Here is a 21501-nt window from a genome sequence, read left to right as displayed (position 1 = left end):
AGGAACTGCCCTCTCGGATTCAGGGGGAGGTGCCTTACCGGGCTGGGGGCGCGACGGCCTTGCCGTCGTCGTTCGCCGGACGCGGCTCCAGGACGACCGTTTCGGGCTGGTCCGGCATGGTCCGCAGACCGCGCAGCGGCGAGACGGCGAGCAGGACCGGTGAGACCAGCAGGCCGCACGCCGCGGCGAGGACGGCCTGGCGCAGACCGAGGAGGGAGCCGAGGGTCCCGCCGAGCAGGGATCCCACCGGCATGGTGCCCCAGATGATCGTCCGCATGATGGCACTCACCCTGCCCATGAGGTGACCCGGGGTGAGGGACTGCCGCAGCAGGCGTGAACTGACGTTGTAGAGCGGGAAGCTCAGCATGAAGACGAAGTTCGCCGCCGCCGCCACGACCAGCGCCACGACTCTGCCGCCGCCCGCGAAGGCCAGGAGCCACACCCCGGCGGCGGTGACGAGGGTGGAGGCGATCAACGAGGGGCCGGTACCGATCCGGTCCGCGAGCGGGCGCAGCACCACCAGGCTGCACAGGGCACCGACGCTGCCGCACATCACCACGACGGCGACGCCACCGGTGCCGAGGTCCAGCTGCCTGAGGAGGAACAGGAAGAAGACGGCGAGCATGGCGTTGATGAAGATGTTGCCGACGGCGCCCGTGGCCGCGACCCAGCGCAGCAGCCGCTGTCCGGACACGAAGGCCAGTCCTTCGCGGAGTTCGGTGAGCACCGGGCGCGGCTCGACGGGCCGGTCGGCGGGCTCCGTCTCCGTGAGCCCGCGCAGCAGGATCGCGGAGACGAGGTAGGACACCGCGTCCACGACGATGGCGATCGGTGCGGTGAGCACGCCGATCAGCAGTGACGCCAGCCCCGGACCGGCCAGGTCTGCCGTCGAACCGGTGAACTCCAGCTTGCTGTTTCCCTCGAGGAGCTGGTCCCGGCGGAGCATGCTCGGCAGGATCGACTGGTGTGCCACGTCGTAGAACACGGCCAGCAGTCCGACCAGGAAGCCGATCACGTACAGCTGTCCCATGCCGAGCACACCCAGCAGCGAGGCCACGGGGATCGTGATCATCAACAGGGCCCGCCCCAGGTCGGCGGCGACCAGCACCGGTCTCCGGCGCAGCCGGTCCACCCAGACCCCGGCGAGCAGGCCGAAGCAGAGGTAGGGAAGCCGCTCGGCCGCGCCGAGCACACCGGTCTCGAAGGCGCCCGCCCCGAGGACCGTCACCGCGGTCAGCGGCAGCGCCAACAGGCTGACCTGGCTGCCCAGCAGGGACGCCGCCTGAGAACCCCAGAGCAACCGGAAGTCCCGGTGCCGAAGGAGCTCACCGCTCCGGAGCCGACGTTTCGACGTCATTCGCTCGTTCCTGTCGGTTGGTTGTGCCATGGCTGGGCGCGCCGGCGGCGGGCGGTGGCGAGCGAGCCCGACATCCAGCTGCTCAGTGCTGTCCTGGCTCGGGTCCGGCTCTCGGCGGCCGCCCGGAGAAGTACCGTGTCCAGTTCGGCGAGCCGAAGGTCCGTGTCGTCGGCGACCGCGCGAAGCAGCGTGGTCAGGTCTTCGGCGAGGGTGACCGCCGTGGCGGTCGGCACCACCTCGACCTGGTGGTGGATCAGGCCGTCGATCCGGCCGTCCCGGGCCGCGAGGTCCAGCCGGACCGGCAGCCTGGCAGGCAGGTCCTCGACTCCCAGCGGTTCGGCCTCGACACCGTGCAGCCTCAGCGGCAGCGCCGGCGCATCGGTGTAGCCGAACCACGCCTGGATCGGCGGGCCGCCTGCTCCCCAGGCCGGGTCGCGGACCTCTTCGATCACGTTCTCGAAGGGGAGTTCCTGGTGGGCGTAGGCGTCGAGCGCCGTGCGGCGGACCCGCCGTACCAGCTCGCGGAAGGTGGGATCGCCGGAACAGTCGGTGCGCAGCACCAGGCTGTTGGCGAAAAGGCCCTGGGCGTGGGCCAGTTCGGGTTGTTCGCGGTTGGCCGTCGAGGTGCCGACGGCGATGTCGTGCTGACCGGACAAGCGGCTGAGCAGCGCCTGGTAGGCGGCCAGCAGGAACATGAAGAGGGTGACCCCGTTCTCCTGCGCCCGGCGCTCCAGCGTGGCGCGCAGTTCAGGTGCGAGGGTGAACTCGTGGACCTTCCCGCGGGATGACGGTTCGCGGCCGGTGGCGGCCGGTGTGGGCAGGTGCAGGGGGGTCAGGCCGGCCAGCGCGCCACGCCAGTACTCCACCGCCCCCGCCACCCACGCCCCACCCAACCGCTCCCACTGCCACTGCGACCAGTCCGCATACTGAACAACCACCTCCCCCAACCCAGGCTCACCACCACACACCTCCGCCCGATAACACTCCGACAACTCCTCACAGAACACCCCCAACGACCAACCGTCCGTGACGATGTGATGCAACACCACCACCAACACATCCTCACCAGCCCCCAACCGCACCAACCGAACCCGCAACAACGGACCCACACCCAGATCGAACGGCGCACACACCTCCCCCTCCACCACCTCACGCAACCGCACCCCACGCTCCCCCACCACCACACCACCCAGATCCGTCACACCCACCACAACCCCCACCCCACCCCCCACCCGCTGCACCGCAACCCCCTCCACCACAGGAAACGACGTCCGCAACACCTCATGCCGCCCCACCACCCGCGACACCGCACGCCCCAACGCACCCACATCAACACCACCCACCAACCGCCACACCATCGGCACCACATACCGACCCGGACCCGACAACCACTGATCCGCCAACCACAACTGCCGCTGCCCCGCCGACAACCCCACATCACCCACCACCGACCGACACGACACCCCCGACACCCCACCACCCACGGCTTCACCGGCCCGCCGGGCCAGTCCGGCGATCGTGGGGGCGTCGAAGACGGTGCGCACCTGCATGCGGACGCCGAACTCGCGGTTGACCAGGGAGACCAGCCTCATCGCGGTGACGGAGGTTCCACCCAGAGCGAAGAAGTCGTCGTCCGGGTGGAGTTCGGAGGTTCTGAGGACCTCCGCCCAGAGCCGCGTCATCCGCTCCTCGGCCGGTGTCCGGGCGCCGGCCGGCCGGTGCGCCGCGGTTTCGCGCGCCGGCGGGGCGGGCAGTGCGCGTCGGTCGAGCTTGCCGTTGGCGCACACCGGCAGGACGTCGAGGAGCACGAAGTCGCTCGGCACCATGTACATCGGCAGGCGCGACCGAAGGCCGTCGCGGAGCTCGGTGGTGGCCGGCGGACGGTCGCCGGCGATCACGTGGGCGACCAGACGCTGCTCCGCGGGCGGTTCGCCGTGCACGGTCACCAGTGCCTCGCGCACGCCCGGGAGTTCACGCAGGGCGCTCTCGATCTCGCCGGGCTCGATCCGGAAACCGCGGATGTTCAGCTGGGCGTCGCGACGGCCGAGCAGGTCGATGGTGCCGTCCGCACGCCAGCGCGCCAGATCACCGGTCCGGTACAGCAGCGCCCCCGGCTCGGCCGCGAACGGGTCGGCGACGAAGGCCTCCCGGGTCAGGTCCGGTCGGCCGCGGTAGCCCGCGGCGAGCGCCGTTCCGCCGATGTGCAGTTCTCCGACGGCTCCCAGCGGCTGCGGCTCCATGTGCTCGTCGAGGATCCGCACGACGGTGCCGGGCAGTGGCCGACCGACCGGTACCCGCTCGCCGTTCCAGCCCGCCGGGATCTCGAACAGGGTGGAGTCCACCGTCGCCTCGGTCGGCCCATAGATGTTGACCAGGGCCGTTCCGGGCAGCAGTTGCTCGGCGAGTCGCACGTCGGCGGCTGCCAGGGTGTCGCCGCCGAGTACGACCAGGCGCACGCTCGGCGGGAACGCGGCGGTGCCGTCCTGGACGGTCCGCAGCAGGCCGTGCCAGTACACGGGCGGGACGTTGAGCAGCGTGGCCCCGTGCCGTGTCGCCTGTTCCAGCAGTTCCTCCGGGCCCCAGGGCGCGTCCCGCAGGAGCACGGAGGCGCCCGCCGCGAGCGGCACGAGGATCTGGTCGAAGGAGGCGTCGAAGCAGAAGGAGGCGAACTGCACGACCCGGTCGGCCGGGGTGAGCCGGAAGTGCCGCTGGACGCGGTGCAGGTGAGCGGCGAGCGCCCGCTGTGTGACCGTCACGCCCTTGGGCCGGCCGGTGGAGCCGGAGGTGTAGATCAGATAGGCCGGGTCGTCCGGCCCGGCCGGGTGCGCACGGGTGGCCTGCGGGGCTGTCGCCGGCCGGTCGGCGTCCGGCGCGACGTCGAGCGCCACGACGGGACCCGAGTGGCCCGGGACGGCCGGGCCGCCCTTCGCCGAGACGACGACCCGGGCTCCGCCGTCCTCGATCATCCGGGCGAGCCGGTCGGCCGGGTACTCGGGGTCGAGGGGGAGGTAGGCGGCGCCGATCCGGAGCACCGCGAGCAGGGCGGCGATCTGGGCGGCCGTGCGTCCCGCGCAGACCCCCACCGTCTGACCGGGCCGGACCCCGGCGGCGAGCAGCGCGTGCGCTCCGTGGTCCGCCAGGGTGTCGAGCTCCGCGAAGGTGAGGCTGTCGTCCGCTGTCACCAGGGCGGTCCGGCTCGGATTCTCGCTCACCCGGCGTCGGAACAGTTCGGTGAACAAGGGGGTCGGCCCGGCGTACGAGGCACCCTCGCCCAGCGCGAGCACGGCCGCCCGGTCGGCGGGCTCCAGCAGCCGCAGCCTGGAGAGCGCGCTGTCGGTGTCGTCGGCCGCGTGCCGCAGCAGGGTGGTGAACTGCGCCGACAGGCGCCCGGCCGCCGCTTCGTCGAACTGGTGGACGTCGTATTCGAGGTACCCCGTCAGACCGCCGGATTCGTCCGGCCACAGGTTGACCGCGAGGTCCGCTGTGGCAGCCGTCCGCTGGATGCCGACTTCGGTGACCTCCAGGCCGATCAGCTTCGGCGGCCGGGGCGCCTGCTCCAGGAGGTTGAACCAGACCTGGACGGGGGTGCGGTCGCCGAGCGCCGTCTCTTCGAGGACCCTCTCGAAGGGGAGTTCCTGGTGGGCGTAGGCGTCGAGCGCCGTGCGGCGGACCCGTCGTACCAGCTCGCGGAAGGTGGGATCGCCGGAACAGTCGGTGCGTAACAGAAGGGTGTTGACCAGGTAGCCCATGGTCCGGACGAGCTCGGGCCGTTCACGACCGGCCACGGGGGCGCCGACCGCGATGTCGTGCTGCCCGCAGAGCCGGCTGAGCAGCGCCTGGTAGGCGGCGAGCAGAACGGTGTAGAGAGTGGTTCCCTCGGCGCGGGCGAGCGCCCGCAGGGTTGACACCAGGTCGGCGGGCAGCGCCAGCGGCAGCAGGGCCGCCCGGGCGGGCGCGTCGGCCGGCCGGGACCGCTCGGAGGGCAGGTGCAGGGGGGTCAGGCCGGCCAGCGCGCCACGCCAGTACTCCACCGCCCCCGCCACCCACGCCCCACCCAACCGCTCCCGCTGCCACTGCGACCAGTCCGCATACTGAACAACCACCTCCCCCAACCCAGGCTCACCACCACACACCTCCGCCCGATAACACTCCGACAACTCCTCACAGAACACCCCCAACGACCAACCGTCCGTGACGATGTGATGCAACACCACCACCAACACATCCTCACCAGCCCCCAACCGCACCAACCGAACCCGCAACAACGGACCCACACCCAGATCGAACGGCGCACACACCTCCCCCTCCACCACCTCACGCAACCGCACCCCACGCTCCCCCACCACCACACCACCCAGATCCGTCACACCCACCACAACCCCCACCCCACCCCCCACCCGCTGCACCGCAACCCCCTCCACCACAGGAAACGACGTCCGCAACACCTCATGCCGCCCCACCACCCGCGACACCGCACGCCCCAACGCACCCACATCAACACCACCCACCAACCGCCACACCATCGGCACCACATACCGACCCGGACCCGACAACCACTGATCCGCCAACCACAACTGCCGCTGCCCCGCCGACAACCCCACATCACCCACCACCGACCGACACGACACCCCCGACACCCCACCACCCGCACGACGGGCGAGCAGCTGACGGCGCACGGCGTCCCGGTCCGGCCGGCGGGGCGAGGCGGCCACGGGGCGGAGCTGGTGTCCGCTCCCGAGCTGAATCTGGTCGTTCATCGGATCACCCTCCGTACGGGGATTGGTCCACGGTGTGCGGATCCTGGCGAAGCGGTCCTGCGAACGGGGCTACGGCCGTGGCCGGCAGAGCGTGGCGAGGAACCTGGGGAACTCGGGTGCCAGGACGAACATGTGGCCGCCCGTCCTGTTCACGCAGGTGAAATCGCGGGAGACCAGGTCACGCCAGGCGGCGACCCTTTCCGGTGTGGCCACCGGGTCCGTCCGCCCGGCGAGGACGGTGACCGGCCGGTCGACGGCGGCTCGGGGCCGGTGGGCGTAGGTCTCACAGACCTGGAGGTCGGCCCGCAGTGTCGGCAGCATGAGCTGGAGGAGTTCGAGGTCCACGTCCTCGGGCATCCCCCCGAGAGGCCGGAACCAGTTCAGGATGATCTCGTCGTCGCCGTGCGGCCAGTTCCGCTCGAAGCGCAGGGCGGGCGAGGCGCAGCCCGACAGGATCAGCCGTCGGGGCAGATCGGCTCCCCGGTCGCGCAGCCGGTGGTACAGCTCGTAGCCGAGCAGGGCCCCCATGCTGTGCCCGAACAGGACGTACGGCTTGGGGTCGAGCCGTGATACGGCGTCGGCCATCGCCGGGATCAGGTCGTCCAGGCGCGTGGCGGCAGGCTCACCCAGCCGGTCCTCGCGGCCGGGGAGCTGGAAGGCCCACAGCTCGATCTCGGGCGGCATGGTGGCGGCCCAGCTGCGGAACGGGCCGGCCGCGCCGCCCGCGTACGGGATGACGAGCAGGCGCAGTCGCGCGTCCGGCTTCGGCGCGAGGCACTTGAGCCACCGGTCCAGGGTGGTCCGGGTCGCCATCAGAAGCCTCCCTCGGCGATCAGGCCCGCGATCTCCTCGTCGGACAGCGCTTCGATCTCGTCCCTGATCGCCAGCAGCTGTTCGAGGAATCCGGGGCTTGGGGCGCGTTCCATGACGACCTCCGAGAGGGCTCCGACGGAAGGGTGGTCGAAGACGTCGGCCACCGTGAGGGGTATCTGCAGCTCGTCGCAGAGCTGGGCGGCGAGTCGGGTCGCCAGCAGGGAGTGGCCCCCGAGGTCGAAGAAGTTGTCCTGTGGGTGCGCCCGCGGCACACCGAGCATGCGCGACCAGATCTCGCCGACCCAGTCGGTGACCCGCTCCCGCGTGCTGGAGGTGCGGCTCGGCCGCTCGTCGGCCGCCGATGTCCCGGCCGCCGCGCCGGTCGTGACGGCCGGCTGCTGGATCGCCGAGGCCGCCGCACGCGCGGCCGACGCTGCGGGCCGTGTACCGGTCGGCGCCGCCTGCTCTTCCGGCGCCTCGATCCAGTGCCGCTGTCGCTGGAAGGCGTAGCCGGGCAGCGCGATGCGGCGGGCTCGGTCTCCCGGCCCGACGGCGGCCCAGTCGACGGGCGCCCCGGCGGCCCACGCCTGGCCGACAGCTGTCAGCAGCGTCTCCCGGTCGTCACGCCGGTCGGACCGATGTCCCAGCGCGTGGGTGATCCGGTGGGCGGGGCGTCGTCCGGGTGCCGCGAGCAGGTGCCCGGCCAGCGTGCCGCCCGGGCCGACCTCCATCAGCAGCATGTCGCCGGCGGACAGCAGGGTGGCGGCGGCGTCGGCGAAGCGGACGGGCTCGCGCAGTTGGCGGACCCAGTGGGCGGGGTCGGTGACCTGCTCCGCCGTGGCCCAGGTACCGGTGAGGCCGGAGACGAACGGGATCGCGGGGGCCCGCAGGGGGATCCGGGCGGCCTGCTCGGCGAACCGCGCCAGGATCGGGTCGAGTGCCGCGGAGTGGAACGCGTGCGACGTCCGTAGCAGCCGCCCTTCGATCCGGTCGGCCGCCAGCCGGTCTCGCACGGCCTCGATCGCTTCCGGCGGCCCGGAGAGGACCACTGCCTCGGGGGCGTTGACGGCGGCGATCTCGACCCCGTCCCCCAGCACGGGCAGCAGTTCCTCGACCCTGGCCCGGACGGCGAGCATGCGTCCGGGCGGCAGCTCCTTGACCAGACGGCCCCGGGCGGAGATCAGCCGCGCCGCTTCGGGCAGGTCGAAGACGCCGGCCAGGCATGCGGCGGTGTACTCGCCGAGGCTGTGTCCGAGCATGGCGGCCGGCTCGACGCCGAGCTGGATGAGCTGCTTCGCGAGGGCGTACTGCACGGTGAACAGCGCGGCTTGCGCGGCATCGGTGCGTGCCAGGCGGTCCGCGGCCGCCTCGTCGGCGACGGCTGGGTGCAGCAGCGTGCGCACGTCCAGCCCGAGAACCGGGTGGAACTCCTCGGCGCACTCGTCGACGACGTCCCGAAACGCCCGCTGCCCGGCGTAGAGGTGCTGGGCCATCCCGGGGTACTGGCTGCCCTGGCCCGCGAAGAGGAAGGCGGTGCCGATGATCCCGTCGACCGTCCCGACCGGGTCGCCCGACTGCTCGCGCAGCAACCGGGCGGCCTCGGCCCGGTCCGTCGCGACGACGCAGAGCCGTACACCGAATTCCCGGCGCCCGTTCTGCAGGGTGTGGGCGGCATCGGCGAGCGAGAGTGTCCGGTCGGCATCCAGGTGGTCGGCGAGGCGGCGGGCGCCTTCGGCCAGCGCCTCGGCGGAGCGCGCCGAGAGCGGGAGGACGACCGCTTCCCGGGTGCGGTCGCGCGGCTGCGGGGCCGGCGCCTCCTCCAGGATCAGGTGGGCGTTGGTGCCGCCCATCCCGAATGAGCTGATGCCCGCTCGGCGCGGCCCGGGCGAATCCCACGGTCGCAGCTCCGTGTTGACGTAGAACGGGCTGCGGTCCAGGTCCAGGAGCGGATTCGGCTGCCGGAAGTGCAACAGGGGCGGGAGTTCCGCCGCCTTCAGTGCCATGACGGTCTTGATGAAGCCGGCCACGCCCGCGGCCGCGTCGAGGTGCCCGATGTTGGGCTTCACCGCACCGAGGGCGCAGAAACCGGTGCGGTCGGTTCCCGCCCGGAAGGCCTCGCTCAGCGCGGCCACCTCGATCGGGTCGCCCATCGGCGTTCCGGTCCCGTGGGCTTCCAGGTAACCGATGGTGTCGGGGGCGACGCCCGCCGCGGCCTGGGCCATGGTGATGGCGCGCGCCTGGCCGTCCACGCCGGGCGCGGTGTATCCGACCTTCAGGGCGCCGTCGTTGTTGACCGCGCCTCCCTTGATCACCGCGTGGACCTGGTCGCCGTCGGCGAGCGCATCGGCGAGGCGCTTGAGTACCACGACTCCGACCCCGTTGCCGGGGACCGTCCCTCGGGCCTGTGCGTCGAAGCTGCGGCAGCGGCCGTCGGGCGAGGCGATGCCGCCGGGCTCATAGCGGTAACCGCCTTCGAGGGGTGTCGTGACGCTGACCCCGCCGGCGAGGGCCATGTCGCACTGTCCGGCGAGCAGGGCGTGACAGGCGGTGATGATCGCGACCAGCGACGAGGAGCACGCCGTCTGCACGTTCAAGCTCGGCCCGTGCAGGTCCAGGGCATAGGAGACGCGGGTGGCCAGGTGGTCTCGCTCGTTGGCCAGCGCGAGGGACAGCTCACCCGTCTCGGCGACCAGATCCCGGTGCGGCAGGAGGTGACGTCGCAGGTATCCGCTCTGTGATCCGCCGACGTAGACCCCGATCAGACCGGAGTACCGCTGACAGTCGCATCCGGCATGCTCCAGAGCCGTGTGCGCGCATTCCAGCAGCACGCGCTGCTGCGGATCCGTGATGGCCGCCTCCCGCGGGCTGAGCCCGAAGAACGCGGCGTCGAACAGGTCGGCGCCGTCCAGCACGCCCTTCGCCCCGACCTGATGGGCGACGTCGCCGGGCCGGTCGTCCTGTCCGGCGGATTCGGTCCCTGACCGGGAGATCGTCTCCCGCCCGTGGCGGACGTTCTCCCAGTACTCGTCGATGGACGATGCGCCCGGAAACCGGCCGGCCATGCCGATGACCGCGATGTCGAATCCACGGGAGTCTTTTGATAACACGGCTTTCCCTCACTGGAAGGATCTTGACGGGCAGGGCGGCTTCGCGGGCCTCGGCGGAGTCACCGCGGGCCGGGAGACCGGACGGTCAGGAAGTGACTCCGGGAAGCCCGGCGGGATGCGCGGCGACCTTGACTCGGATGCTCTTGGCAAATGACCGGACGGTCGGATAGCGGAAGAGATCCATCGTGGCGAATTCGACCGGGAGTTCCTTCTGGAGCCGACCCGCCAGCAACGCGAGCAGCATCGAATCGCCGCCGATGTCGAAGAAGCCGTCGTCCAGGCCGCAGTGGTCCACGCCGAGCACCTCCAGCCAGGCCAGCCGGATGCGGTGCTCCAGCTGGTCGGCGGCGGGCAGGCCGGCCGGCGTACCCGGCCGCGCCGTGGCCTCGGTCGGCTCACCGGCGAGGGCCAGGCGTTCCAGCGCGCGGCGGTCCACCTTGCCGTTGGCGGTGAGGGGCAGCGTCTGGACGGCTGCCCAGAGCGCCGGCCGGGCCTGGGCCGGCAGACGCGTCCCGACCCAGCTCCGCAGATCCGCCAGGCAGTCGTGCCTGGTCACCACCGCGGCCAGCAGCCGTCTCTCGGCAGCGTGCTCGCCCACCGCCGTCACCACGCAGTCGTCGACCTCGGGGTGCTCGGCCAGGCAACGCTCGATCTGCGCCGTGTCGACCCGGAACCCGCGGATCTTGACCTGGTCGTCCGTACGGCCGACGAACCGCAGACGCCCCAGGGTGTCCCAGTGGACCAGGTCACCGGTGCGGTAGAGCCGCTCGCCCGTGCCCTGAGCCCGGTGTGCGAAGGCCGACCGCTCGTGCCCGTCCGCGCCGAGGTAGCCCAGGGCCAGTCCGGGGCCGCCGGTGTAGAGCTCGCCGACCTCGCCAGTGGCGACCGGCAGACCGAAGGGGTCCAGGACGTGCACGGTGGTGCCGCTGATCGGGCGTCCGATCGGCAGCGGCTCGTCGACGTCCTCCAGGGAGTCGGCGTGGTGAACGGTGGTGAAGGTGGTGTTCTCCGTCGGGCCGTAGCCGTTGGTCACCCGCAGCCCCGGGTACCGACGCAGCAGGCGGCGGACCTGCTCCACCGGTACCACGTCACCTCCCGTGATCACCTGCCGAACGTGCGCGAACGCCTCCGGCTCGAAGTCCACGACCACCCGGAACAGGCCCGCGGTCAACCACAGGGCGGTGATGCGCTGAGTCCGCAGGAAGACGGAGATCTCGCGCGGTCCGGGCACGCCCTGCGGATGGACCACCAGCGTGCCACCGTTGGCGAGCGGCGCGAAGATCTCCAGCGTCGACGCGTCGAAGGCCAGTGGTGCCAGGCGGAGAAAGCGCTCGCCGGCGCCGCAGCGCACGTGGTCGGGATCGGCGACGAGCCGGGCGACGGCCCGGTGCGGGATCGCGACCCCCTTGGGCAGGCCCGTCGAACCGGATGTGAAGGTGACGTACGCGAGGTCGTCACCACCGGCGCGGTGCGGCGGCGGGACCCGCGCCGCGCCGTCCGCGTCCGGCACCGCCGACGGCTCCCGCACCTCGACGGCCGGACAGCCGTCCGGGGCCTGGCGCATGACTCGCTCGACCGCGCCGGCGTCGGCCAGCACCGCGCGTGGCGCGCTCACCTCGAACATCCGGCGGAGCGTCGCCTCCGACTGTTCGGGGTCGATCGCGACGTAGGCCGCTCCGGCCCTCAGCACTGCGAGCAACGCCACCGTCTCGGCGGCCGACCTGGGCAGCGAGAGGGCGACGGTGTCTCCCGGGCGTATCCCGGCCCGTACCAGGGCAGCCGACTGCTCGGCTGCCGCCAGGTCCAGTTGGCGGTAGGTCAGGCTCACTCCGGCCTGCGGGTCGGCCAATGCCTCGCGGTCCGGATCCGCCGCGACCGCCGCCTCGAAGAGTTCCCAGATCCCGGACGGAGCGCCGATGGACGACTCGCGATCTTTCATGACGTTTCTCCTCCGTTCCTTGCACTCGGTTCCGCACCGCTCACGGACGAACCATGGAGAATCACTGAGATCGACGGGCGGGCCGGGCCCGCCGCATCGACTAGGCGCGTGCCAGGGTCTCGGCGAGTGCGCGCCAGATCTCCTTCGAGAGATCCACGTTGGAACTTCCTTCGGTGTCCTCCGCCAGGCGCCGGAGGTCCTCGATTCCCCGCGCGCGATCGCCGGCCAGGATCCGCAGTTGACTGCGCAGTACCTCGCAGGCCAGGCGGTCCTGGTAGGCGAGCAGCATGTCGTGCTCGTCAAGGCTGTCGAGCAGTCGCCGGGACTCCTCCAGGTCGTCCCGGCGAAAGCTCAGCTGGGCCGCCAGCAGGGTGTGCTCCTGTTGATGCAGCCGGCTGCCGATCAACTCGACCGCGGGCCTGGCCTCGGTCAGGCAGTGCTCCGCGACGTCGAGCCGCCGAGGTGTCATCTGCAAGCTCAGCGAGGCCGCGGCGAGCCGCAGCCGAAGCCAGAGCAGCGGGTTGGTACGGCTGTTCAGCGATGCCAGCGCCTCCTCGAGCCGCTCGGCGGCGCCGGCATGATCGCTCATCCGCAGACGGACGTGGGCCGAGGTCCACAGCGCCTCCGCGCGCTGCACCTCGCCCCCATGCCGGGTGATCTCCTCCAGCTCGGCCACGTGCAGCTGGGCAGCGGCCAGCTCACCGACCGCCACCTCGGTGGAGACCAGCACCATCAGGGCGCCGGCCCGGTCGTCCGCCGGGAGTCCGTGCTCGACGGTGATGGCCAGCGCCTCCCGCGCCGCGTCGTGGGCCCTCTCCGGCTGCCCCAGCGTGCGTCGGCACCGGGCCAGCTGGAGTCGCGAATAGGCGCGCACCTCGGGCACGCCGAGGTGATCTGCGAGCCGGATCATCTGGACGAGGTGGCTCATCTCCCCGTCGTGATCACCCTGCTGCCGGTAATGCTCGGCAAGCAGTCGCAACGCCTGCCAGCGCACCGCCGCGTCATCGCCGTCCTTCGGCTCCGCCGCCAGTGCGGTCTCGAGCAGGCACACCGCACGGGAGTGGTCCTCGGTCGAGGACGCGGCGGTGACCGCCTGGGCGACCGGGTCGACGGTGGTCGACCGGAACGCCGCGGGACTGACCCCCAGCCGTTCGGACAGGTACTCGACGGCTCGCGCCGTGGGCGGGCGAGCACCCGACTCCAGCCGGGACAGGTACCCCGTGGAGAGACCGTCGCCGGCCACCTGCTGCTGGGAGAGCCCGAGTCCCACCCTGATCTCGCGCAGGCGAACCCCGAACTCCGGCTGCTGAAGCGACACCGCTGCCCCTCCCTCAACACTTGGTGAACGATGCAACGACGTGTTGCCGGACCTTTTCCCACTTGGCAACTTTTGGCAATCCTCCTCCGGTGACCAGCGGCCGGATCAGGGTCACTCCACCTCGGACCCAGCCGCGACCACGCACAACCGCCCATCAGGACGGGTGACGGCTTGACCCCACCGGCGCCCCGGGCACTGATTCCGCGCACCCGGACAACGCACACCCTAGTCAAGGCAGGCAACTCTCGGCAACAGCTTCTGTCATCGAGATTGCCTAATTTGGCAACTCGCTGATCGGGGGCGGGCGACGCGGCGGGCGGCCCGGATCCGTGGCGACGCCGATCCCCGCGAGGAGGACGGCCGTGCCGTGTGCGGAGGCAGCGGTCAGAGTCTCAGGTCCGCCATCAGGAGGGACAGTTCGCGGCGGTCGGACCTGTCCAGCTTCGTCAGGAGGCTCGCGACGTGCTTCTCCACGGTGCGCGGGGAGATGAACAGCAGCTTGGCGATCTCCGGGTTCCCGCGCCGCTCGCCCAGCAGGGTCAGCACCTCGAACTCCCTTGCCGTCACCCCGCGGTTCGCCAGTTGCGGCGGCACCGCGCCCGTTCCGGCACGGCGCTGCATCACGCGTACACCGGCGTTGCGCAGCAGTGCCCGGCACGCGCCGGCCACCGCCGCGACATCACTGCCGTGGAAGTACTGCTCGGCGGACCGCAGCCACTCCACCGGTTCGCCCCAGCTGTCGGCCAGCGCCGCCTCGGCGACCAGCCGCATCAGCAGGTGGCGTGCCATCGGGTAGGGCGCGGCGGCCGACAGCGCCTGCGCCATACGGTCGGCGGCCTGTTCTGCGGCGTTCTCGCGGCCCATCAGCACGGCGTCGGCGGCCTGGAGGAACTGCGTGTTCCAGCGCAGCCCGGCCGCCGCCGACGGCCAGGTCTCCTCCAGGCTCTCCCGGCCGGCCCGGCCCGCGAGCACCTCCAGCAGGATGCCGAGACCGTAACGGCCGGACTGGTAGTAGATGGTGGGGTGGGTACGCTCCCACTCGCGGACCCGGGCCATCTCGGCCTCCGCTCCCGGGCGGTCCTCGCCGAGCAGCGCGCAGATCGCGCGATGCCCGAAGACCACCGGTGCGTGGAAGGACCGCTCGCCGTCGCGCCGCCGGAACTCCGCGAGCAGCGCCCGCATCGCCTCCCAGCGGCCCTGATGGGCCTGAGCGGCGATCTTAATGACCAGGCAGAACTGCGCTTCGCCCGCCTGGTGCATGCGGGTGGTCGACTCGAGCAGCTTGTCGGCGAGCGCCTCGGCCTGCTCGAACTCGCAGAACAGCACCCGCTGCATGGCTATGCTGGCGTCGGCCTGGAGCCCCGCGGTGACCGCGCCCAGGGCGAAGGCGGCCTCCCGGGCGAGCAGGATCTGCGCCGGTTCCCCGGTGCGCATCAGCTCGTTGGTCGCGAGCCGGATCTGTGCGCGCAGCCGCCAGATCGGCAGTCCGTGCTGGTCGGCCGTGGCGAACATGCGGGTCAGGTGCACGTCGGCGTCGGCGAAGCTGTGCCTCCGGGCCAGCAGGGCCAGGACCTGCCGACCCTGGCACGCGGTGGCCGGCAACGGTATCTCCTCCGCCACCCGCACCGCCCGCACGGCCAGTTCCTCGGCGCGGGCCGCGCTGCCGTCGCCCTGGCCGCCGCCGAGGGTCAGCAGGTGCGCCTCCACCACGTCGAGCGGCGCCAGGTGCGCGGGCGAGGCGGCGCCGGCCAGCAGGCCGCGGGCCAGCGCGACCTGTTCGGCCGCCTTGTCCCAGCGGCCGCCGACCACGCACACCCACGCCAGCCGGGTCAGCAGTTCCGCCCGGTGCTGCGGGGCGAGCAACGTGGACGCGTACAGGTCCGCGCCACGCAGCAGCGCCTGCTCGATGTCGCCGGCCTCGGTGAGGGCGTACAGCAACGACTCGAGCACGCTCGCGCGTTCGGCGCCGTGCGTCTGGGGCGGGAGCAGGCCGAGCGCGCGGTCCAGCAGGTGTTCCGCGGAGACGGCGGCACCGGAGTCCAGGGCGCGCCGGCCGGCCAGCGCGTACAGTCGGCCGGCGGCGGGGCCGTCGCCGGCGGCCAGCCGCAGCCGCGCCGTCAACTGGCACATTTCACCAGGCAGTTCGGGAGAGAGGGACTCGATGGCGGCGGCAGCGGCACCGGCCAGCGCCTTGCGCTGCGAGGGCAGCACACCGCTGGCGAGGGCTTCGGCGGTCCAGCTGTGGCGATAGGTGCACCAGTCCGGCGAGCCCGCCGCGGGCGTCAGCAGCTGCGCCTCGGTGGCGGCCCTCACCATCCGGTGCATCTCGTCCTCGGTCAGCCCGGTGACGCGTTGCAGCACGTCGAGCGGGAAGTGCCGGCCGATGATCGCGGCCGCTTCCAGGGCGGCGTGCCAGCGCTCGCCGAGCCGCCGGGCGCGGTCGCCGACGCTGGAGGCCACCGTGGAGGGGACGCCGATCGGCAGGTCGTGGTTCATCCGCCAGCCCTCGGCGGTGCGGGTGAGCGCGCCGGAGTCCACTCCGCCGCGCAGGAGTTCCTCCACCACGAACGGGTTGCCGTCGGCGCTGCGCACCAGCCATGCCGTGATGTCGGACGGCAGCGCGTCGGCGGTGGTGCCCAGGCAGGTGGCGGCCAGCCGGCCGACCTCCGCGTCGGTCAGCGGGCCGAGTTCCAGCACCAGCGCCGTGCGGCTGCCGGCCCCCGCTCTCGCGAGGCGCAGCGCCGCCGACGGCATGGTGCGGATGCTGCCCAGCAGCAGCACCGGCTGGTCGCTCAGGTTGTCCACCAGGTACTCGACGATGCCCAGCGTCTCGGCATCGCCGTCGTGCAGGTCGCCCAGGCAGATGAGCACGCCCCGGCCGCGGCCGACGGCGCCCAGCAGCCGCAGCACCGCCTCGGCCAGCACGACCGGCGAGTCGTCGCTGTCGCCGGGGTCCGAGCGGTCGCGCCACTCGGGCACCAGTCGCCCCAGTACCCTTCGGTACGGCGCCAGTTCCGGGTCGTCGGGCACGTTTCCGGCCCGCGCGAGAGAGAACAGGGCCTCGGTCAGCGGCCGGTAGGGGACGACGCCTCCGGCCGGAGTGGCCCGGCCGCGCAGCACGGCCATGCCGGCGCGTGCGGCGGACGTGATGCACTCGCTCATGAGCCGGGACTTGCCTATTCCGGCGTCGGCGACGAGGAACACCGCACCGCCTCGCCCGGTACACGCCTCGTCCAGTGCGTCCTGGAGGGTGCCGAGTTCGTCGGAGCGCCCGATCACAGTCGGTGATGAGACATGCACACGATCAGATTACCTGTGCGTCCACGTTCTCAAATAGTCTTCACAGGCGACTAGTTGGTCATGTCAGGCATTGACCTGATCCGATCGTGGTCGTGCCGTCGGAGTGTACGGCCGCCTCGTCCGGACGGTACGGAGCGTTGCGATCAGTTTCGGCACGTCCGTGGCGCGACCGGCGGCGCTGCGACGGACGCCCGTTCCGGCGCGGAGGCACAGCCCGCCATCGGGACGCCGACGACCGCCCTTCCGGCAGCCGGGACCGGAGTGTGCGGCCGTCCCGGTGCGGCAGCCTGGTGCAGGGTGCCGCCACGGCGGGCGGGCGATGTTCCCGCCCGGGTTCTCGTGGGCGTCCCTTGCGGGTGGTGCTCCGGCGCTGGCGGGCACTCGTCCCGCACCCGGCCGTCGCGCGCAGACCTACCATCTGGTCGTAGGTCCGTTTCGGCCAACTGCAAATTCTGCGGCCCTGCTTGCGGAAGCCCTTGCGATGCGTGGCCCGCTGTTTCAGCCGGGGCGGCCTGGCTTCTCCGTCAGGTTCGAGCCACTTGTCCCGGTCCGCTGTGCCGTCCGGGAGGCGGACGGGGCGGCCGTGGTCCCTGTGGTGGCCGTCGGACAGGTCAGGTGGCGGCGGAGTCGTGGGCGAGCGGCCTTACGGCCAGCACCTCCGAGCGCATCGGCAGCGGGAGGTCCACTGCGAGCACCAAGTCGAGGAACTCCGCGCGGGTCACGGAGCCCGCCGCGAGACCCGCGGTGTACTGCTGCGGCACCTGGAGGTCGATCAGTGTCGCACGGCCCGTGAGCCGGCGGCTGAGATCGGCGAACGCGGCCCGCAGCGCCTGCGGCCGACGGCCGAAGGCGGAGTCGACGCTGAACACCTCGCCCATGCCGGTGCCGAACAGACCTCCGATGAGGCGCTCGTTCTGCCAGATCTCGATGCTGTGCGCCCACCCGGCCGCGTGCAGGGCCACCATCGAGTCGCGGTAGTCCTCGGTGATCCAGTCCGAACCGCCGTGACGTCGACAGGAGTCGACGACACCGGCGAAGGCGTGGCCGCAGGTGACCACCCAGTGCGGCGCCCGGGCGGTGGTGTGACGCAGCGCGTCCGCCAGCGACGGTGCGTTGACCGGCAGCCCCGGTCGGGAGACCGGGCTCCACCAGGACACCTCGGCCCCGTCCGCGTCCCCGCCGGGGAAAGCGGCGATCAGACCGTCGGCGACCTGCTGGGCGTAGCCGGCGGGCGGCATGCCGGCCAGGCGCAGTCCGCCGCGCGGATACGGGAACGCGGCGTGCCTCAGCGCCTCCAGCAGTCGGTGCGGGGCGGTCGACCCGCCCACGGCGACGGGCAGTTCGCGGCCCGGGCGTGGTGGGCGTACCCATTCCCAGAACATCTCGGCCTTCACCGGTTGCCTCCCGGGATCGTGCGGAACGGTAGGGGCGGCGACCCGTTCGGGCCGTCGGTGCGAGCGCCGGTCGACATAGGTGAGTCTGTTCCCGTCTCCCGCGTCCGGACAGGCGCGGATGGTGGTGAGTGCGGTGGTGGCCGTCCGGCACGGGACGCGCGCCAGGACCGGCGCGGCGTTCGGCCAGGCCGATGCGGCGGTGGCTGGAGGGTGGCGGTGCGGCGCGATGTGCGCGATGCGATGTGCGGCGATGCGGCGCGGTGGGCCCGGGGCGGAACGTGCGGTCGTGCGGCAGGTTCACGTGCAAGCCGGGCGTCCGGTGCGTCCCGGTCGGATGCCGGGGCCGCAGTCGTGCGGGGCTGTGCGGGGTGGTGCGGGGCTGGTCCTCGTGCGGCTCTGCGGGCGGTGCGTACGGTCAGCCGTTGGCGGCGCCGCCGTCGGCTCGCACCGAGCAGGCGGCGGTGTGGGCGGCGCAGGCGGAGCCGGTGCCGGCGGCGTTCAGGAAGGTGACGCCCGTGACGGCGATGAGCGCGACGGTCACGACGGCCTGGGCGGTGCGGCGGGCGGTGGCGATGGTCTTCATCTCGGTTTTCCTCCTGGTCGGCTGGTGTGTCACCAGGTTCGCCGCGAGAAGGTGGTGGGCACATGCGTGTCCCTCACCCATATTTGTGCGCGCATACGCCCACCTGCGAGAACGTTCCGCGTCAGGGCCTTCTCAGGGGGTCGCGGCCCGTCGGCCGCGGTGGATTCGGCGCGGATCCCGGTCCATGACGGCCGACAAACATGGGTGGGCGCCACGCATACGTGATTTGGCTGAGTCCCGTTGACTCTGCGTCGGAGCCGACCGGGCCGTGAAAGCCGCGGAACCGGGGCCGGGCCACCGCGTTTCACCGGGCACCGTCACACGACACGACAGGAGCGCAGAGCATTGCCGACCACTCTTGAACTCGATTCCGTGGCGAAAAGCGTTTACTTGGCGATGGTCGACCAACCGCAGGCAGACGTGCCGAAGCTGGCCGAACGCCTGGACGAGAGCGACGGCGCGGTCCGCGAGGCGCTGCAACGGTTGTCACGGCTGTCGTTGGTCGCGCCCGGGGACGCCGCCAGCGGATGGAGACCGGTGGACCCCGAGGTCGGGCTGACCGCGATACTCGCCCGCCAGCAGGCGGACCTGGCGCGCCGTCAGTTACAGTTCGAGGACACGCGGCTGGAGGTCGCGCGCCTTCTCGCCGACCACAACAGCCGCTCCCGGGGCGGGGTTCCGGGTGTGGAGTGGCTGTCGGGGGAACGGGCCGTACGCGAGTACATCACCACCCTCGCCGGCAGCTGCAAGAGCGAACTTCTGAGTCTGGGTCCCGCCGAACGGCTCTCCCCGGCCCAGATCAGCCTCGCCCGCGCCGTGGACGAGGCGGTCCTGGAACGCAATGCCCGCTCCCGCTCGATCCTTCTGGACAGCGCCCGCCACGACCAGGCCGCCATGGACTACCTGTCGTGGAAGACCGACGAGCTGGGCGGGGTGCGCACCCTGCCCACGCTGCCGGTGTGGATGGTGCTGGCCGACGGCCGGGCCGTGATACCCGTCAACACCTTCCGCTCGGTCTCCGGCGGCCTGGTGTGCTCCGTCGAGTCGATCGTCAGCGCCTTCGTCGAACTGTTCGCGAAGCTGTGGAAGGAGGCCGCACCGCTCGCCCAGGCCCGCCCCCGCACCCGGGGCCGGCTCTCGTTGCAGGAGCAGCACATTCTGCGGCTGTGGGCACGCGGTCTGACCGATGCCTCCGCCGCCCGCCAGATGGACGTCTCGCTGCGCACGGTGCGCCGCTTGTCGGAGCGGCTGACCGAGCGGTTCGGTGCCCACAGCCGCTTCCAGCTGGGAGTGATGGCCGTGGCCGAGGGGAGCCTGCGGTCGGAGGACCTCATATGAGGCCCTCCGGACCGGGCGACACGACGGTACGGGTCAGGCCCTGCTGAACTGCGCGTTGATCGCCGCCATCATCAGGTCGGCCAGCGCGGCCGCCAGCGCCGCCGGGGTGGGCGCGCCGAACACCGTGCGGACCGGCACGTCGATGCCGAGCGCCCTGCGCAGCCGACTGCTGACCTGGGTGGCGAGCAGCGAATGGCCGCCCAACTCGAAGAAGTTGTCGTGGACGCCGACCCGTTCGACTCCGAGGATGTCGGCCCAGACGCGGACGATCGCCTCCTCGACGCGGTTGCGCGGCGCGGTGTACTCGGTCTCCAGGCCGTCGCGGGTCGTGTCGGGCACGGGCAGCGCGCGGCGGTCGGTCTTGCCGTTGGGCGTGAGCGGCAGCGCGTCCAGGAAGACGAACGCGGCCGGCAGCATGTGCTCGGGCAGGTGCCGCCCCAGGTGCGCCCGCAGCACCCCCGCCGTCGGCACCGTGTCCGGTCGGGCGGGCACGACGTAGGCGGCGAGGCGCTTGTCGCCCGGAGTGTCCTCCCGCACCATCACGGTGACCGCCCCGACACCCGGATGAGCCAGCAGCGTGGTCTCGATCTCCCCCAGCTCGATACGGAAACCACGCAACTTGACCTGCGTGTCGATCCGCCCGACGAAGTCCAGCATCCCGTCCGCACGCCGCACGACGAGATCACCACTGCGGTACACCCGGTACGACACACCCGCCGCACGATCCGGCACGTACTCCACGAACCGCTCCGCCGTCAGCTCCGGACGGTTCAGGTACCCACGCGCCACCCCCGCACCACCGATCAGCAGCTCACCGGGAACACCCACCGGCACCGGCCGGTCCCAACGGTCCACCACCCACAGCAGGGAGTTGGCGGTAGCCCGGCCGATCGGCGGCAGCGGATCACCGGGATCGACATCGGTGGAGGTGACGATGACGGTCGCCTCGGTCGGGCCGTAGGCGTTGTGCACTCGGAACGGCAGGTGGACACCGGCCGGCAACCGCAGCAGATCACCACCGGTCATGATGTACTCCGGCGCCGCCCCGCCCCTCCAGTCCAGGTTCGCCAGCGCCTCCAGCATCGGCGTCGACAGGAACGTCCCCCGCACCCCCCGCTCCCCCAGCCACGCCTGGAGCAGCCGCGGCGACATACGCGTCTCCTCGTCCGTGACACAGACCGTCGCACCCGCCGCCAGCGCGGGCCACAACTCCCAGGCAGCCGCGTCGAACCCGACCCCCGCAAGCAACGCCACCCGGTCACCGGGACCGATGTCGAAGGTGTCCAGGTTCCAGTGCACCAGGTCCACGACGGCACTGTGCTGGATGAGCGTGCCCTTGGGCCTGCCGGTCGAACCGGACGTGTAGATGACGTACGCCAGGTCCTCCGGCCCCACCACCGGCACGAGATCGCCACTCGAATGACGGGCCAGAGCAGCCATGTCGCGGTCCATCAGCACGTGCGGCACGTCCCGCGGCAGCCGCGCGGTCAGGTCCGAGCTGGTGATGACGACCGGTGAGCCGGTGTCCTCGATCATGCCGGCGAGGCGGTCGTCGGGATACCCGGGGTCCAACGGAGCGTAACCACCGCCGGCCT

At 71.9% G+C, this 21501-nt stretch carries 11 protein-coding genes; 1 reads left to right on the top strand and 10 read right to left on the bottom strand.

Annotated features, from left to right (window positions below; all coding sequences use genetic code 11):
• Positions 1 to 34 precede the first annotated feature (34 nt).
• The 9 genes from ACZ619_RS40125 to ACZ619_RS40085 all read right to left on the bottom strand — a co-directional run bounded on the left by ACZ619_RS40125 (position 35) and on the right by ACZ619_RS40085 (position 18568).
• The gene (locus tag ACZ619_RS40125; protein ID WP_469610209.1) at positions 35 to 1357 is read right to left on the bottom strand and encodes an MFS transporter; all 1323 of its coding nucleotides are present in this window, start codon (positions 1355 to 1357) and stop codon (positions 35 to 37) included.
• The gene (locus tag ACZ619_RS40120) at positions 1354 to 6033 is read right to left on the bottom strand and encodes an amino acid adenylation domain-containing protein (protein WP_469610207.1); all 4680 of its coding nucleotides are present in this window, start codon (positions 6031 to 6033) and stop codon (positions 1354 to 1356) included. Before ACZ619_RS40120 ends, ACZ619_RS40125 begins: the two co-directional genes overlap by 4 nt.
• A 150-nt stretch (positions 6034 to 6183) precedes the next feature.
• Positions 6184 to 6927, bottom strand: coding sequence for a thioesterase II family protein (locus tag ACZ619_RS40115; RefSeq protein WP_469610205.1), 744 nt, complete (start codon positions 6925 to 6927; stop codon positions 6184 to 6186).
• A complete protein-coding gene (locus ACZ619_RS40110; protein ID WP_469610203.1) occupies positions 6927 to 10034 on the bottom strand; it encodes a type I polyketide synthase in 3108 nt (1035 codons plus the stop codon). Before ACZ619_RS40110 ends, ACZ619_RS40115 begins: the two co-directional genes overlap by 1 nt.
• An 85-nt stretch (positions 10035 to 10119) precedes the next feature.
• On the bottom strand, positions 10120 to 11973 hold the full coding sequence (locus ACZ619_RS40105) for a non-ribosomal peptide synthetase (protein WP_469610200.1): 1854 nt from the start codon (positions 11971 to 11973) through the stop codon (positions 10120 to 10122).
• Between the two features lie 100 nt (positions 11974 to 12073).
• Positions 12074 to 13291 (bottom strand): helix-turn-helix domain-containing protein, encoded by a 1218-nt coding sequence (locus tag ACZ619_RS40100; protein WP_469610197.1) that lies wholly within the window; start codon positions 13289 to 13291, stop codon positions 12074 to 12076.
• 384 nt (positions 13292 to 13675) lie between these two features.
• Positions 13676 to 16570, bottom strand: coding sequence for a helix-turn-helix transcriptional regulator (locus ACZ619_RS40095; protein ID WP_469610195.1), 2895 nt, complete (start codon positions 16568 to 16570; stop codon positions 13676 to 13678).
• A gap of 632 nt (positions 16571 to 17202) precedes the next feature.
• Positions 17203 to 17985 carry a leucyl/phenylalanyl-tRNA--protein transferase gene (locus ACZ619_RS40090; protein ID WP_469610192.1) on the bottom strand — a complete coding sequence of 261 codons (783 nt, stop codon included), beginning with the start codon at positions 17983 to 17985 and terminating at the stop codon, positions 17203 to 17205.
• Positions 17986 to 18400: 415 nt separating this feature from the next.
• Positions 18401 to 18568, bottom strand: a complete 168-nt coding sequence (locus ACZ619_RS40085; protein WP_469610190.1) for a hypothetical protein — start codon at positions 18566 to 18568, stop codon at positions 18401 to 18403.
• 372 nt (positions 18569 to 18940) lie between these two features.
• Between ACZ619_RS40085 and ACZ619_RS40080 the strand changes: the two genes are divergently transcribed.
• Positions 18941 to 19906, top strand: a complete 966-nt coding sequence (locus ACZ619_RS40080; protein ID WP_469610188.1) for a LuxR C-terminal-related transcriptional regulator — start codon at positions 18941 to 18943, stop codon at positions 19904 to 19906.
• Between the two features lie 33 nt (positions 19907 to 19939).
• Here the strand turns inward: ACZ619_RS40080 and ACZ619_RS40075 are convergent.
• Positions 19940 to 21501 (bottom strand): amino acid adenylation domain-containing protein (locus tag ACZ619_RS40075; protein ID WP_469610185.1); only part of this gene is annotated, 1562 nt, incomplete at its 5' end.

Source organism: Streptomyces sp. NPDC104367, from assembly GCF_055583825.1.
Note: the sequence above shows the minus strand (reverse complement) of the source record. Positions and strands in the feature narration are given on the sequence as shown.

What these genes read in the sequence shown, in the direction of transcription:
- ACZ619_RS40115 (WP_469610205.1), bottom strand. Translation starts at nt 6,927, where the DNA reads ATGGCGACCCGGACCACCCTGGACCGGTGGCTCAAGTGCCTCGCGCCG.
- ACZ619_RS40125 (WP_469610209.1), bottom strand. Translation starts at nt 1,357, where the DNA reads ATGACGTCGAAACGTCGGCTCCGGAGCGGTGAGCTCCTTCGGCACCGG.
- ACZ619_RS40085 (WP_469610190.1), bottom strand. Translation starts at nt 18,568, where the DNA reads ATGAAGACCATCGCCACCGCCCGCCGCACCGCCCAGGCCGTCGTGACC.
- ACZ619_RS40105 (WP_469610200.1), bottom strand. Translation starts at nt 11,973, where the DNA reads ATGAAAGATCGCGAGTCGTCCATCGGCGCTCCGTCCGGGATCTGGGAA.